The organism is Bremerella alba (assembly GCF_013618625.1).
In the GTDB taxonomy this organism is placed as follows: Bacteria; Planctomycetota; Planctomycetia; order Pirellulales; family Pirellulaceae; genus Bremerella; species Bremerella alba.
The window spans coordinates 238,016-252,829 of record NZ_JABRWO010000001.1; the positions used below are offsets into that span (position 1 = coordinate 238,016).

Here is a 14,814-nt window from a genome sequence, read left to right on the forward strand (position 1 = left end):
ACCGCCGAGCGATCATCTTGCCCTAATTGCTTTGCACAGACTACGAACTGCCCATTCGAATCGTAGGGTTAAGAAGAGCCAACAGGGGTACGCACCCCTCATAAGGCTGTCACTAAACCAAACATTGATTCGTAATCCGCAGGGATTACGGGGCAGATCGATGATGGACTACGAAAAGATCCGTATTGCTATCATTGCAGAGGACTCAGAATCCGCCAGGATTTTGCCGCACCTGCACGACTGTGGCGTCCGACCACAAGACATTCTCTGCGTCGAGCCGCAAGGCTGGCCCGATCTGAATCATGACCAGATAGGCCTTTGCTTATGGGGCGTTTCTCCGCAAAGTAGCGCGCATCAGAACTTGCCCGATCCCCGGCTTTCTCCTGCGATACTAGGGCAATGTCTGAACGTCTACATCGAGGCCGGCCTCAGCCCATCGCGTTCGCCGTACGTATTGGAATGGGTAGAATTCGACAGCCCACAGATCAATGTCAAGTTGCAGCATCTGATCGAAGAGGCTCAAGTCCGCGAGGATCTTCGCCAGCACCAACAGTGGTACCGCCTGGCAGTCGCCGAGGGAAACGTGGGCCTCTGGTGGTGGGACCGCCAGCTTGACTTTGTGTATCTGTCGCAGCACTTTCAAAAAATGCTGGGACTGGAACCCAGTCACTTGCCGCGCAACGTGAACGAGTGGTTAAGTCGCGTCCATGTCGACGATAGATTCAAGGTCACCCAGACCATCGAGAACCAATTCAGTCAAAACGATCGACGGTTTGAACTCGAGTGCCGCATCCAAAATACCGAGGGTCGCTATCGCTGGTACACCCTCAGCGGGCAGTTTCAATCAAGCGGCTGTCATCGCAAGCGGGTACTCGGAACTGCCACAGACATCACCGAAAAGAGAGAAGCCGAACTGGCTCTGATAACGGCCAACGAGCTTGCCAATTCGGCCGTGAATGCCAAGAATGAATTCTTGACCAACATGAGCCATAATCTGCGGACCCCGTTAACCGCAATCCTTGGTCACGCCGATCTGCTGGGCAGCGACTGGCCCGATGGTCTGCCTGGCCCGTCGTTGGAGCCGATCCGCCGTAACGGCCAACAGCTGATGCACCTACTGGACGATATCATGGAGCTGTCCTGCATCGAATCGGCACAACAGTCGGCCAGCATGGGGAAAACATCGGTCGAAGCCATCCTGGCTGATACGGCCGATGTCTACCAGACGAAAGCCAAACGGCAAGGACTCGATTTCCACCTGCACGTTCTGCCTGGGATTCCGCCCGAGTTCGTCACCGATGCGGCGCGCACGCGCCTGATCCTTACGCGCCTGATCGAGAATGCCATCAAGTTCACTCCCGAAGGGGAAATCACGGTCGAAGTCAGCTTTCATGGCTTTCCTAAACCCACGCTCCAGTTGATCGTACGTGACACAGGTGTCGGTATTCCGGCGAGTCGCTTGGACACGATCTTCGAGCCCTTCAATCAGGCCGACAATTCCCCTTCGCGATGCCACGGGGGATCAGGGCTGGGGCTATCGATCTGTCACCGACTCGTAAAAACCTTGAATGGTTCCCTCGATGTAGAGAGCGAGGTCGGCAACGGAACTTCCTTCCTGCTTCGCATTCCGCTGGAAGTCACTTCCCTTTCCTTACAAGAACAACCTAGGCAGTCCGGTCCCCAGAAGAAACCGCAACAGGTCCGACTCGACGGCTATCGTGTGCTGCTTGTGGAAGACGGGATCGACAATCAAGTCGTTCTCAGTGCTTTTCTTCGCAAAGCCGGAGCGACCGTCACGCTGGCCAATAACGGCCTGGAAGCGGTCGAATGGATCAGTGCGAATCGGCGCGATACCGTGAGCACCGGACAAGACAGCGACCCACGAGTCGACCTGATTTTGATGGACATGCAAATGCCGGTGATGGACGGCTACCAGGCAACCGGTTTGCTTCGCGAAAACGGATTTTGCAAACCCATTCTGGCGGTCACTGCCCATGCCCTTCAAGGAGATCGGCAACGCTGCCTGGACGCTGGTTGCGACGACTACTTCACCAAACCGGTCAAGCGAGGCCCGTTTCTCGAATTCGTAAAACGATATGGAACGCATGCCCAACACCTGGCGACCACCTTGGAAGGGAGCTAGAGCAGCCGTTGCTTTCCGCCTGGGTGCGTGCGAAGATTGAACCATCTCTATTTGGTATTCGATTTCTGAGGTTCTCTCTATGCTTCGTACGGCCCTGCTGCTGATTGGTTTCGTTGTCTTCGCCCTGCCCGCGACTGCCGAAGAAAAAGGGAACGTGAAGCCAGAGCCGGCGAAATCGAAGGTCAAAAAGCTGTTCGACGGCAAGACCCTCAAAGGCTGGAAGATCAACGACCAAGGCTTCTACGAAGACCACGGCAAGGTAACCGTCAAAGCAGGCGAGATCTTACTCGGCAAAGGCGATCCGGCCACCGGGATCGTGCTCGCTGGCAACCCGCCGAAGATGAACTACGAGGTTCGCCTGGAAGCCAAGCGGGTCGAAGGGGGCGACTTCTTTTGCGGACTGACCTTCCCCGTTGGCGACGCCCACCAAACGCTAATCATCGGCGGCTGGGGAGGCGGCGTGACCGGCGTGACCAGTATCGACGGAATGTCCGCAGTCGAAAACGAAACGACCGGCTACACCGAGTTCGAGAACAACCAGTGGTACAAGATCCGCCTCCGCGTGAAGCCCAAGCACGTTCAGGTTTGGCTCGATGACGAAGAGATCATTCACTACAACCCCGAAGGCCGAAAGCTCGATATCTGGATCGAGCAAGACACGACCAAGCCGCTGGGCATCGGCACCTGGAACACCGGGGCCGCGTTGCGAAATCTAGAACTGGAAACGCTCAACGAAGCGGACACGAAAAAACCCACGTCGTAATCACGGCGTGGGCTTTCGTTGTCATCTAATTTGCGATGTTATCGCTTGACGAGCTCAAGGTCGATCGAATTCTTGCCAGACACAACTTCGACTTCTTGGGTATCAGAAACAAGTCCCCGCAAGGCTCTCCACTGCTTAACTTCTTCCGGTGATGGCGGGTGCTGCTTGCCATCGCGATATTCTCCGGCAGGCTGCGGTCCCAGTTCAAACGTGACGCGGTGCTTTCCAAGCAAGGCGCCGTCCCCTTCGTCGAACGTTGTCAGCGTATAGTTTCCATCGGGCTGAACAGTGGCGCGAGCTGGTTTGCCAGGGTAGTTTTTATCCTCGGCAGAAACAGGCTGAAAGACCACCTGTCCTAGGCCAACCGGCTCGCCGTTGTGGGTCACGCTCCCTTGAACCGGGGCCGTCGCGGATTGCTGAGCAGTGCAACCGGCGAACATTAAACAGCACGCGGTGGCGAGACCAACGTGATTGAAAGTGAGACTACGCATTAGGGCAACCCTCCGACGGGTAAACCGTCGTTACGTATCCCTAGCTGGCGATAAATGGTTAGATCGATCGTTTCCGGAACGAACTGAGCCGACGCATCCCCCATCAGGAAGATCGCACCACCGGGGTGAACACTTCCAAAGGTCAAAGTGGTTTCAACCCAGGTGTTCACGTTGGTCGCCGAAAGAACGTTCGGACCGCTGTTAATCGCGTTCACAGTGGCCGTTCCACTCGCTGGGCTTTTACCACCAGCCCAACCCGATGCCCAGGTAAATGCTTCGCTGCTAGATTGGGGACCTTTGAAGTAAATTGTTTCGCCCACCATCATCGTGTTGGTCGTTCCATCGGTCATGTCGCGGAACTTCGTCTTGCTATTTAAGTAGAGAATACCGTTGTCATACAAGCGCGATCCGCCGAAGCCGCTGCCGCAGATATCGTCCGAGGTGGTACCGCCCCCCATGACCCCCATGTAATCGAGCACTGGCAAACCATTGTTGGAAAGGGGGTTCGATGGACACTGATAGGCCTCGACCACTTGCCGCGCGGGATCTTTGTTTAGTGGGCCTTGGTCAGGGACGGCCGTGGTATAGTCGTCGTTCCAACCCCAAGGAAACTGAGCGGTGATGTCGAACTCTTCGTACAGATTATTCTGCTCGATAAACGGCAGAATTTTGACGGTCCACGGAACGCGGGCGCTTCCCTTGCTATCGGTGCACGGATCGGTGAGCGCCCATTCGCTACCTGCCGGGAAGTTGCCGTAAGTATCGTGATGGTTATGCAGGGCAAGACCGAGCTGCTTTTGGTTGTTGATGCACTGAGTTCGCCGTGCTGCTTCGCGGGCCTGTTGCACGGCAGGCAACAACAGCGCAATGAGCACGCCAATGATGGCAATAACAACGAGCAATTCGACCAAAGTGAAACCACGCTGGCCGCGCGTAGAATGAAGGGGCATGACAGGAACCTCCCAAGAGGGATGATGGCAAGTTAGGACGATTGGAATGCGACTGCCCAGTACGGGCAGATGGGGCTCCGCAAACATGGCATTATACTCGGTTACCCCGACACATCGGAATGCATTTATTTATTGTTTCTTTTATTGGTTTTTTGCCCTTTGCACTTCGGGAGACGAAATTATGGTCAACGTACGCTCTGTCTTGCCTACCGCATCTCGCTAGTCTGTCGCTTGAAAACAACGGAATTACCTATGCACATCCGTACAGTTAGCTATAATGCTCAGCATGTCGCTCGAGCTATTTCATCCTGTGGTTCAGGCCTGGTTCACTAAGCGGTTTGGCAAGCCAACCGATGCCCAAAACGGCGGTTGGCCGTCGATTGCCGAGGGTCGCTGTACGTTGATTGCGGCCCCGACGGGTTCAGGTAAGACGCTCGCCGCATTCATGGTCTGCTTAGACCGCTTGTTCCGCCGCTGGCTCGCCGGAAATCTGCTCGACACGACCTATGTCGTTTATGTCTCGCCGCTGAAAGCGCTCAGCAACGATATCCACCGCAACCTAGATGTCCCGTTGATGGAGATCTGCGACATGGCGGAAAGCATGGGCATGCTTCCGCCGCAAATTCGTACCGCCGTGCGAACCGGCGACACGCCACCATCGCAGCGTCAGGCCATGACCCGGCGGCCACCCCATATCCTGGTCACCACGCCAGAATCGCTGTACTTGATGCTGACAGCCGAGAAAAGCCGCAAGACACTACGGCATGTCGATACGGTCATCGTCGACGAAATCCACGCGTTGGCCCGCGACAAACGCGGCTCGCATTTGACGTTAACCTTGGAACGCCTGGAAGCACTGTGCATCGGGCCACCTACGCGGATTGGATTATCGGCCACGCAAAAACCGATCGAAGAGATTGCTCGCTTTTTGGTAGGTACCGAGCGAGTCGACGAGAATCAGGTGCCTGACTGCGCGATCGTCGACGGTGGTCATCGTCGCCAGCTCGACCTGGAAGTCAGCGTCCCCCCTTCCCCGCTGGAGGCGGTTTGCTCTAACGAGCAGTGGGGCGAAGTCTATGACGATTTGGTGAAACTGATCCAGTCGCATCACAGCACGTTGGTGTTCGTCAACACGCGCCGCATGGCCGAACGCGTCGCCCATCGCCTGACGGAAGTTCTGGGCGACGAGGTCATCACCAGCCACCACGGCAGCCTCGCCAAAGAGATTCGTCACTCGGCCGAACAGCGGCTCAAAGAAGGCAAACTCAAAGCGATTGTGGCGACCGCTTCCCTGGAGATGGGCATCGATATTGGCTTTATCGACCTGGTCGTACAGATCGGTTCGGCTCGCAGTATTGCGAACTTCCTGCAGCGTGTCGGTCGCTCTGGCCACTCGCTGCAAGGCACGCCCAAAGGTCGCTTGTTTCCGCTCACACGCGATGAACTGATCGAGTGCCTGGCCCTGATGCGGAGCGTCGACAAAGGGGAACTCGACCGGATTGAAATCCCCGTCGCCCCGCTCGACATTTTGGCGCAGCAGGTCGTCGCTGAAGTCTCTGCCGAAGAACAAGACGAAGCCGAGCTTTACGCACGATTCAAACGAGCCTGGCCTTATCGCGACCTTTCGCTTCAGAAATACCAGGACGTCCTGGAAATGCTCAACGAAGGGGTCACGCGTTCGATCAAGACCGGGGCGCACATCCACCGAGACCGCATTAACGGCAAGTTGCGGCCGCGGCGTGGGGCCCGCATCAGCGCAACTACCTCGGGCGGGGCCATCCCCGACATGCCAATCTACCGCGTGCTGACCGATCCCGAAAAGCAGGTCGTCGGCACCGTCGACGAGCACTTCGCCGTCGACAGCAAAGCCGGCGACGTCTTTCTGCTGGGCAACACCTCGTGGCGGGTGTTGGCTATTCGTGGCAGTGACGTGATTGTTCAGGATGCCCAAAGTCAGCCACCGAGCGTGCCATTTTGGTTCGGCGAATCTCCTGGCCGTACGATCGAGCTTTCCAAAGAAGTCGCCGACCTGCGCGAGGAAATCGCCGAGAAGATTGTCGCCGCCGCCGAGGACCCTTCTCGCGAACGCTTCCAAGTTCAGTCGCAAGATGGCGGACTGCTAGAATCCTCGTTCGATCAGGTCGATGTCGAGACGGTGAAATGGATTCAAGCTCAGTGCCATGCCACGGCCTGGGCGGCGATGCAGGCCGTCCGATATGTGGCCGCTCAGCACGCGGCGATGGGCCTGGTGCCGACGCAAAAGAAAATCGTCTTCGAGCGTTTCTTCGACGAAGCCGGAAGCATGCAATTGGTCGTTCACGCGCCGCTGGGCACACGCATCAATCGAGCCTGGGGGCTCGCGTTTCGCAAACGGTTCTGCCGTTCATTCGACTTCGAACTGCAGGCCAGCGCCGACGACGATGGGCTGGTCCTTTCGCTCGGGCCGCAGCATAGTTTTCCGCTAGAAGACATGTTCAAGATGCTGAACTCGACCAACGGCCAGGCCCTGCTCGAACAAGCGCTGCTGGCCTTTCCCATGTTCGGCATCCGCTGGAGGTGGAATGCGACGCGTTCGCTGGCAATCTTGCGTTTCATGGGGGGCAAAAAGGTCCCGCCCCATATGGTCCGCTTCCGCTCGGACGACCTGCTTGCCGCCGCATTCCCCGATCAAGTCGGGTGCCTGGAAAACCACAACGAAGACATCAAGTATCCCGACCACCCGCTCGTGCAGCAAACGCTGCACGACTGTCTGACCGAAGGCATGGACGTCGAACGCTGGAAGGACCTACTTCGAGCGGTCGAAGCGGGCGAAGTCCAGTTCATTGCCCGGCAAACGCGCGAGCCATCGCCGTTCGCACACGAACGCATCAACGCGAACCCTTATTCGTTTCTCGACCCGGCCGGACTCGAAGACCGGCGTACGCGGGCCGTCACCACACGTCGTACGTTGGCCCCTGGCGAGATGAAAGAACTGGGTCAACTTTCCCCCGAAGCGATCGCCACCGTACGCCGCGAGGCCTGGCCGACGGCTCGCGATCCGGACGAACTGCATGACGTGCTAACCACCATGGTGGCGTTGCCGGCATCGCAAGGCCAAGAGTGGCAGCCCCTGTTTGATCGCCTGGTCAAGCAAGGCCGGGCCACACGTTACCTTCGCGACGGTCACGAACCCCTTTGGACCGCGACCGAAACCCTTTCGATTGTCCAAGCCGCGCTGCCTGGCGGCACGGCAGAGCCCAGTGTCGAAGTGCCGGCAGGGGTCGGCAAGCAGTTGGAATCGCACCAGGCGTGGGTCGAATTGGTTCGCAGTGCAGCCCCTTGCCTGGGGCCCTTCTCGACCGAAGAGCTGGCCCAAACCTGGAGGCTGAAGCCATCGAGCGTGCATGCCGCGTGCGAGGCCGTTGAGGCGGAAGGGATCATCTTGCGGGGGCAATACTCAACCGCAGGCTCTTCCCATGAAGGGGATCTACAGTGGTGCGATCGTCGGCTGTTGGCCCGCATTCATCGCTTAACGGTCACCGGACTACGGCAACAGATCCAACCGGTCGAGCGGGATGTCTTTCTGCGTTTTCTCGTGCGGCATCAATTGCTGCAGCGCGAGACAAAGTCGTCTGGCTCACGCGGCCTGAATGCGGTGATGAACTTGCTGCAAGGCTTTGAAGCATCGGCCGGTAGCTGGGAACGCAGCCTGTTGGCGGCACGCATGGATGACTACGACCCCGATTGGCTGGACGAACAACTGACTTCCGGCGAACTGGTTTGGGGGCGACTTCGACCGCCACAAGGAGACGCCGAAGAAGGTCCGAGCATGGCCTCGCTGCGCCGCAGTGTGCCAATGGCGGTCGTACAGCGCGAGAACCTGGGCTGGCTAATTCCGGATGTGCGTCAGTCAGCCGAAGCGTTGGCTCGTGGTAATGCCCAAGATGTCCTGGAAGCCTTGAAGTCGCGAGGAGCCTTGTTTCATCAAGACATCAAAGTGCTCACGAAGTTGTTACCGACCCACTTAGATGAAGCATTGCGAGAACTGGCTGCCCTGGGACTGATTACGTGCGACAGCTTTAGCGCGGTGCGTAAGATCGTCGACGACTCCGGCACCAAAAAGTCTCGCACGCGCCGCAAGTCGAACGCCACCGCGCGGGCCGGCCGTTGGTCGTTGTTCCCAGGCATCGTCGAGGAAGTCTCGGCGGAAGATTACCTGCACCGCTGGTGCTTGCAATTGATTGCGAGGTACGGGGTGATCTTCCGCGATCTGCTTCACCGTGAATCGGCAGCCCCCTCGTGGGCACAACTGGTCCCGATGCTGCGGCGGATGGAACGTCGCGGAGAACTGCGAGGAGGTCGCTTCGTCAAGAATGCCGGAGGCGAGCAGTACGGAACCGAGCAAGCCATTTACGCGTTGCGCAAGCTCCGCGACGCCAAAAAGGAAGATCCGTGGGCCGCCGTCAGTGGTACCGATCCACTCAATCTGGCCGGTGTGCTGAGCGAAGACCCTAAGATTCCGGCGATCCATACCAATGCGCTCATTTGGCAAAACGGCCAAGTCGTGGCGACAAAACGGGGCGGAGAGATTGAGTTTTTGCGTCCTGTCGAGCCCAACGACCAGATGGAAATGACCCGTGCCCTACACGCAGGCCGTCGATTACCGCCGCAAACCATCCCCATCGGGTTTCCCCGTCGCCGGTCGACGGCCAGCTAGATCGTCTCTTGAGGATGGTTGCATCACGCGGTGCTGCGAACCACAATGAAGCGTCCCTCTCCTTGTTTTTTCACCCCCTGACCAACCGCTGGGAGTCCACCATGCAGCGTCCCCTTTCCCGCACTATTTTGGCCGCCTTGCTGGCCGTTGCCGCTCCGCTGGCCATATTTGCCGCGGACGACACCAAGACCTACACCACCCAGGAAGAAGCCCCGGCTTCCTACCAAGTTCAAGGCGAATACGTCGGCAAGCTTGATATCGACGGTGCCGAAGTGAAGTACGGCGTTCAGGTCATTGCCCTGGGCAACGATAAATTTGAAGCCGTCACCTACCCGGGTGGTTTGCCAGGCGAAGGTTATTCGGGCGGCAACTACGATGAACTAATGAAAGTTACCGGCACCGCCAGCGGCGGCAAGGTCGAGTACAAAGGCGATGGCTTTGTCGCGACCCTGCACGACGGCAGGATCGACGTGCTCGGCGAAGGTGGCAACACCATCGGTACGCTTGAAAAGGTCGTTCGCAAAAGCCCCACCCTGGGTGCGAAAGCTCCTGAAGGTGCGATCGTCCTGTTCGACGGTTCCAGCGCCGATGCTTGGAACAACGGCAAGGTCGTTCAAGAAGATCTTCTGCTGGCCGCCTGCGAATCGAAAGAGAAGTTCGGCGATCACACGCTGCACCTCGAATTCCGTACGCCTTACAAGCCAGACGCCCGCGGCCAGGCTCGCGGCAATAGTGGTTTGTACATCCAAAGCCGCTACGAATGCCAGGTCCTCGATTCGTTTGGCCTGACCGGTGCCGATAACGAATGCGGTGGGATCTACAAGATCTCGAAGCCGAAAGTGAACATGTGCTTCCCGCCACTCACTTGGCAAACATACGACGTCGACTTCACCGCGGCCAAGTACGATGCCGACGGCAAGAAAACCGAAAACGCACGTGCCACGATCAAGCACAATGGTGTCGTCATCCACGATGACCTGGAACTTCCCAGCAACACGCCTGGTCGTCACCAAGAAGGTCCTGAAGCGGATGCAATTTACCTGCAAGGTCACGGTAACCCGGTTGTTTTTCGCAACATTTGGGTTGTGAAGAAGTAAGCGTTTTCGCGAATTGAAAGTAACACGAGACATGGGAACTCGTCGGCCAAGTGGAGTCTTCTCTCCTAAGGATCTACTGGCCGACTTTCCCTTCTCGGTTCGCGATACGGCCGAATCGCTGCGAAAGCTAATGAAGGATGCCGTTCCGGAAGTTCGCGAGAAAGCCTATCCCGGCTGGCGGATCATTGGTTACCGCAAGTCGTTTTACTTCGCGTTCATCCAACCCAAGACCGACCATGTACGGCTAGCGTTCCAATGGGGAACTCGCCTGCCGGACGAGGACGGACTGCTCGAGGGAGAAGAGCTTTCCCACATCCGTTACGTGCCGTTTGAATCTTCCCTGGATATCCCCGTCGACTCGATCACCCGCCTTGTTCAATACGCCAGCTGCCACAAGTAAACTCTCTTTCCTTGCGAGCCAACCTGCCATGAATCGCGTTTCGATTTGTTACCTTTTCGTCTGTCTGTTTGCCACCTCGGCCTTGGCTCAAGATGCGATCAAACCGATTGCCCGCCGCTTGCCGGCCAAGAGCGACTACACCCTGCCGGAGCCAACCAAGAAGAACCTGGAAGCCCGGATCGCCGAAGTCGAAAAATTCTCGGCCCAGGTAAAGGACAACCCGCACTTTGCCGACGTGGACATCTACCGCAAAGCGGTGGAGTACGCCATCGAGCACGGCGAATTCTACGGCGCAGGGGACATCAAGAAAGCCCAGGCTTGTCTTACCATGGCCCGCAATCGGGCTGAAAGCTTGGCCAAGAACGACGCCCCTTGGAAAGAGCAGAAAGGTCTGATCGTTCGCGGGTACACCAGCAGCATCGACGGCAGTCCGCAGCCGTATGGCCTAGTGATTCCGGAAGAGCTGGATCTTTCCAAGCCACAGCCCCTTTACGTATGGCTGCATGGTCGCGGTGACAAGGCAACCGACCTGCACTTCATTCATGAACGATCCACCAAAACGGGTCAGATCTCTCCGGACGACGCGATCGTCCTGCATCCTTTTGGACGTCAATGCATCGGCTTTAAGTCGGCCGGCGAGATCGACGTGCTTGAAGCGATCGAAGACGTGAAAAAGCAATACAACATCGACGACGACCGCATTGTGCTGATGGGTTTTTCGATGGGTGGTGCCGGCTGCTGGCATATTGGTGCCCACTATGCCGAGAACTTCGTCGCCATGAGCCCTGGGGCAGGCTTCGCGGAAACGGCTCGCTATCAGAACTTGAAGAAGGAAAACTATCCACCCAAGTACGAGCAAACGCTGTGGAACGTTTACGATGTCCCGAGCTACACGACGAACTTGTTCAACCTGCCGGTGGTCGCTTACAGTGGCGAGAATGACAAGCAAATCCAAGCGGCCCGCGTGATGGAAGAAGCCTTCGAGAAAGAAGGACAAACGCTGACGCACCTGATCGGCCCGAAGATGGGTCACAAGTACGCGCCGGAAACGCTCACGCAAATTATGGCAATGCTGAAAGCGGCTCGGGAAGAAGGCCGCCCTGATTATCCCTTGAACGTGACCATTCAAACGCCGACCTTACGATACGGCCAGATGCACTGGATAGAGCTTCTGGAACTGACTCGCCACTGGGAAGACAGCCGGGTCGGCGCCCTGTGGAAATCGGACGACGAGTTGTACGTCGTCACACGCAACGTCGCCAAGATGAAGATCGATCTCGACAAAGCAAAGAAGTTCAATCTGGAAATCGATGGCCAAAAGCTCGCAGTCAACGACGGCGAAGAGCCTGGTGAGTCGATTATTCTCGCCAAGAGCGGGAATCAGTGGGAGGTCACCCAGGACGCAGAGTCGGCAGATGAGTTGCACAAAGTCTCTGGCCTGCAAGGTCCGATCGACGACGCGTTCATGTCGCCGTTTCTCGTTGTGCTTCCTTCCGGCAAAGCAGCCAACAAATCAATCCAGCGCTGGATCGACTTCGAATCGAAGCACCTCGCCAAACGCTGGCAAGCCTTGTTTCGTGGCAAGCTACGTACCAAGCTCGATAAGGACGTGACCGACGAAGATATTAAGAAGTACAACCTGGTTTGCTGGGGCACGCCAGAGACCAATTCGATCTTGAAGAAGACGATCGACCAGTTGCCCTTGAAGTGGAACGAAAAGAATATCTCGCTTGGCAAGCATGAAGTCGATTCGGCGAATCATGTCCCCCTGATGATCTACCCGAACCCATTGAATCAAGAGAAGTATCTGGTGATTAACAGTGGCCCGACGTTTCGTGAGAATCACGATCGGACCAACAGTCTGCAAAATCCAAAACTGCCAGACTGGGCGTTGATTGACATCCGCCAAGACCCCGACGGTTCGTCCCCAGGCAAAGTGGTTGCCGCCGACTTCTTCGACGAAGCCTGGCAACCGTAATCCTTCTACGGCTTGATCAAACCTATAGGCAGCTCAGAGATCAATCTCTGAGTGGCCACCGGGCACATGCGCACATGGTTGTGCGCCGCGATGTTAATCGCTTCCCTTCGCCTCTGCCGCGCGGCGGAGGTGCGGCTCGAATGATTCTAAAGGTGGTGTTTTCATCTTAGGATCTTTTGCCGTGTCGTCCCAAATCCGAAGGTCGATAGCTGCTTGGTAATGGGGGTTGCTCTCGAACTGGGCGACTTCTGCTTCGTTCATCGGCCCGCCTTGGATTCGCAAACTGACCTGCGAAGGCTCACTCAGTGTTTCGTGATATCCGCGCCGGGCAGCGCACAAGTAACGCTTGGCGTCGACGTGCATACGCACCGGCTGATAAGTTGCCGGTCCAAAATGTGACTTCAGAAAGTGATAGCCGACACGCTCATGATGGTCGTCGATTCCCTGATCCGGCGCATCCTCAGGCAAATCATGCAGCAGATGACCGATGTCGTGCAGCAGCGCGGCGGCAATCAACTCGGATGTAGCGTTGTTTTCCAGGGCGAGAGTCGCCGCTTGCAGGGCGTGTTCCAACTGGGTGACGGCCTCGTGTCCGTAGTCGGAATCACCGCGGTCGCGAAAGAGCTGGACAATAGCAGCGACGACTTCCTGTGAATCGCCTTGTTTCAAACGCCCCGGCAAGCCCATCGTGCTCGTCCTTCTCTTGCATGTCGATATTTATTGAATCTCATGCATACCCAAGCCGTGACTATAAGTCAACAAGCTTGCCCGTTTGAGAAGGCTCTGATTTAAAATCGAGATCAATTCAAGAAATCTTCACCCCGGTGGCTACGATCTTGTTCCGGATTTTCGACATCTTGGGGGGCCTCGAGGCTCGGATCATCGTCGATAAACGAAGAGCCGATTTCGTAGCAAAGCTCATTCAATCGGCGGCAGCGGATGACGGTGCAAGTCAGACGCTGAGCAGAAGTCCACAGCGTTACCTGTTCGCCAGGGTAGAGTTCCGTGTCGTGCAGGAAACGGATGCCGCTCGAAGAAATATCGACCGAATAGCCTACGACGTACTGATGGTTGCGGGGTACCGATGGTAACGACGCAAACGATTCGATCAGCAATTTACCAGGACAGTACAGACGCGTGGTATGTCGCATATCGAGCGCTTGCGCCGGCAGCACACCACGGCGGTTTTCCAAGTCCGCAAATTGGTCGGGCAATTGAATCCGGCAACGAAGCCGGTCCAAAAGCAACTTCATTTTTTGCGAATAGACTGTTTCCAACATTGATACATTTCCTGATCCAAGCCGTCCGATAAGTGTTGATCCATCATCGAGATCGCTTCGGTCAACGAATAGCGTCCGCGATAGGGACGATTGCTGATAAGCGATTCAAAGACATTGACCACGCTGCAAAGCCGTGCCCACGGATGGATTTCTTCGCCGGTGGCACCAACCGGATAGCCCTTGCTATTGGTTCGTTCGTGATGTTGATAAACGACCATCAATTGGGCGAATGAAATATCCGTTCGTTTTCCCAGGCGTCGAAATCCCAATGCCGGGTGCTTCTGTGCGATGCGTTGTTCGCGGCGTTGTAGTCGGTCGCTCTTGGTCAGAATGCGTTCACTCACCGAGAGCTTTCCAATGTCGTGCAATATGCCTGCGGCAGCCACCGAAGGTAGTTCGTCGTTGCCGACCAGGCGTAAGTCGCGAGCCAGGGCAACCATCATGTACGAGACATTCAGCGAGTGCGTGACCGTTTGGTAGTCATGATGCAAAAGCGAAATCAAGTCGCCGGCAGTCATATCGTCGCGGCAAAGTAGGCGCACGGCCATCGCGGAAATATTGCCGGCGCTGCGCATGACTTCGTCGGTATCATCCGATTCGAAAGCGGACGCTAGGATTCCTTCGACAACCTGGTTTAGCCGACCAAAGCGGTCGCGTAGCGAGAGTGTCTCGTCTCGAATCAATTGGTCGAGCTTGCGACGTATGAATCGCTGCATTTGCTCGTGATCGATATCGGTGGCATAAAGCCAGTTGGTCTTAGTTTCGGTCAGGCGCTGGAGATCTTCCGACTTCATCGGTAGTTTCGCAGCGCGGTACAAACGAAGCCGGCCGGTTTCCGCATCTTTGCGATATAGATCTACCGCAGGTACCTCGTCAGCAGTTAACAATGCCACTGGAATCGGCGTGTAGCCGAGGCACTGCATAGCGATGGTCGAAGAGGATGCCATGATTCAGGTCTAATCTTAGGTGCCGTACCGGGAAACGCCCCGTTGCGTTAGGGTATTTGAGACTTCTCA

11 protein-coding genes are annotated in these 14,814 nt (G+C 56.6%); 6 read left to right on the plus strand and 5 right to left on the minus strand.

The window, feature by feature from the left end; genetic code table 11:
• Window positions 1–160 precede the first annotated feature (160 nt).
• On the plus strand, window positions 161–2,143 hold the full coding sequence (locus tag HOV93_RS00920) for a PAS domain-containing hybrid sensor histidine kinase/response regulator (RefSeq protein WP_207394564.1): 1,983 nt from the start codon (window positions 161–163) through the stop codon (window positions 2,141–2,143).
• A gap of 79 nt (window positions 2,144–2,222) precedes the next feature.
• A complete protein-coding gene (locus HOV93_RS00925) occupies window positions 2,223–2,906 on the plus strand; it encodes a 3-keto-disaccharide hydrolase (protein WP_207394565.1) in 684 nt (227 codons plus the stop codon).
• Window positions 2,907–2,944: 38 nt separating this feature from the next.
• Here HOV93_RS00925 and HOV93_RS00930 read toward each other — a convergent pair whose 3' ends face one another.
• Window positions 2,945–3,397, minus strand: a complete 453-nt coding sequence (locus HOV93_RS00930) for a hypothetical protein (RefSeq protein ID WP_207394566.1) — start codon at window positions 3,395–3,397, stop codon at window positions 2,945–2,947.
• Entirely contained in the window at window positions 3,397–4,347 is a 951-nt protein-coding gene (locus HOV93_RS00935; RefSeq protein ID WP_207394567.1) for a DUF1559 domain-containing protein, read from the minus strand. The genes HOV93_RS00930 and HOV93_RS00935 overlap by 1 nt, the downstream gene beginning before the upstream one ends.
• Window positions 4,348–4,633: 286 nt before the next feature.
• On the opposite strand from HOV93_RS00935, the gene HOV93_RS00940 reads away from it, so the two are divergent.
• From HOV93_RS00940 to HOV93_RS00955, 4 genes are all read left to right on the plus strand, one after another.
• Window positions 4,634–9,043: a DEAD/DEAH box helicase gene (locus HOV93_RS00940; protein WP_207394568.1), complete on the plus strand. Its 4,410-nt coding sequence runs from the start codon at window positions 4,634–4,636 to the stop codon at window positions 9,041–9,043.
• A 101-nt stretch (window positions 9,044–9,144) separates the two neighbouring features.
• Window positions 9,145–10,140, plus strand: a complete 996-nt coding sequence (locus tag HOV93_RS00945) for a 3-keto-disaccharide hydrolase (protein ID WP_207394569.1) — start codon at window positions 9,145–9,147, stop codon at window positions 10,138–10,140.
• A 31-nt stretch (window positions 10,141–10,171) separates the two neighbouring features.
• Window positions 10,172–10,540 carry a DUF1801 domain-containing protein gene (locus tag HOV93_RS00950; RefSeq protein ID WP_207394570.1) on the plus strand — a complete coding sequence of 123 codons (369 nt, stop codon included), beginning with the start codon at window positions 10,172–10,174 and terminating at the stop codon, window positions 10,538–10,540.
• A 28-nt stretch (window positions 10,541–10,568) separates the two neighbouring features.
• Complete coding sequence (locus tag HOV93_RS00955) at window positions 10,569–12,518, plus strand: carboxylesterase family protein (protein WP_207394571.1); 1,950 nt, start codon at window positions 10,569–10,571, stop codon at window positions 12,516–12,518.
• Between the two features lie 93 nt (window positions 12,519–12,611).
• Here HOV93_RS00955 and HOV93_RS00960 read toward each other — a convergent pair whose 3' ends face one another.
• The 3 genes from HOV93_RS00960 to HOV93_RS00970 form a co-directional block, all read right to left on the minus strand.
• The gene (locus tag HOV93_RS00960) at window positions 12,612–13,205 is read right to left on the minus strand and encodes a phosphonate degradation HD-domain oxygenase (RefSeq protein WP_207394572.1); all 594 of its coding nucleotides are present in this window, start codon (window positions 13,203–13,205) and stop codon (window positions 12,612–12,614) included.
• 113 nt (window positions 13,206–13,318) lie between these two features.
• Window positions 13,319–13,798 carry a PilZ domain-containing protein gene (locus HOV93_RS00965; RefSeq protein WP_207394573.1) on the minus strand — a complete coding sequence of 160 codons (480 nt, stop codon included), beginning with the start codon at window positions 13,796–13,798 and terminating at the stop codon, window positions 13,319–13,321.
• Window positions 13,768–14,745, minus strand: coding sequence for an HD-GYP domain-containing protein (locus HOV93_RS00970; RefSeq protein WP_207394574.1), 978 nt, complete (start codon window positions 14,743–14,745; stop codon window positions 13,768–13,770). Before HOV93_RS00970 ends, HOV93_RS00965 begins: the two co-directional genes overlap by 31 nt.
• Window positions 14,746–14,814 lie beyond the last annotated feature (69 nt).

Excerpts from the sequence above, each read along its gene's own strand:
- HOV93_RS00920 (WP_207394564.1), top strand. The coding sequence starts at position 161 with ATGATGGACTACGAAAAGATCCGTATTGCTATCATTGCAGAGGACTCA.
- HOV93_RS00925 (WP_207394565.1), top strand. The coding sequence starts at position 2,223 with ATGCTTCGTACGGCCCTGCTGCTGATTGGTTTCGTTGTCTTCGCCCTG.
- HOV93_RS00930 (WP_207394566.1), bottom strand. The coding sequence starts at position 3,397 with ATGCGTAGTCTCACTTTCAATCACGTTGGTCTCGCCACCGCGTGCTGT.
- HOV93_RS00935 (WP_207394567.1), bottom strand. The coding sequence starts at position 4,347 with ATGCCCCTTCATTCTACGCGCGGCCAGCGTGGTTTCACTTTGGTCGAA.
- HOV93_RS00940 (WP_207394568.1), top strand. The coding sequence starts at position 4,634 with ATGTCGCTCGAGCTATTTCATCCTGTGGTTCAGGCCTGGTTCACTAAG.
- HOV93_RS00945 (WP_207394569.1), top strand. The coding sequence starts at position 9,145 with ATGCAGCGTCCCCTTTCCCGCACTATTTTGGCCGCCTTGCTGGCCGTT.
- HOV93_RS00950 (WP_207394570.1), top strand. The coding sequence starts at position 10,172 with ATGGGAACTCGTCGGCCAAGTGGAGTCTTCTCTCCTAAGGATCTACTG.
- HOV93_RS00955 (WP_207394571.1), top strand. The coding sequence starts at position 10,569 with ATGAATCGCGTTTCGATTTGTTACCTTTTCGTCTGTCTGTTTGCCACC.
- HOV93_RS00960 (WP_207394572.1), bottom strand. The coding sequence starts at position 13,205 with ATGGGCTTGCCGGGGCGTTTGAAACAAGGCGATTCACAGGAAGTCGTC.
- HOV93_RS00965 (WP_207394573.1), bottom strand. The coding sequence starts at position 13,798 with ATGTTGGAAACAGTCTATTCGCAAAAAATGAAGTTGCTTTTGGACCGG.
- HOV93_RS00970 (WP_207394574.1), bottom strand. The coding sequence starts at position 14,745 with ATGGCATCCTCTTCGACCATCGCTATGCAGTGCCTCGGCTACACGCCG.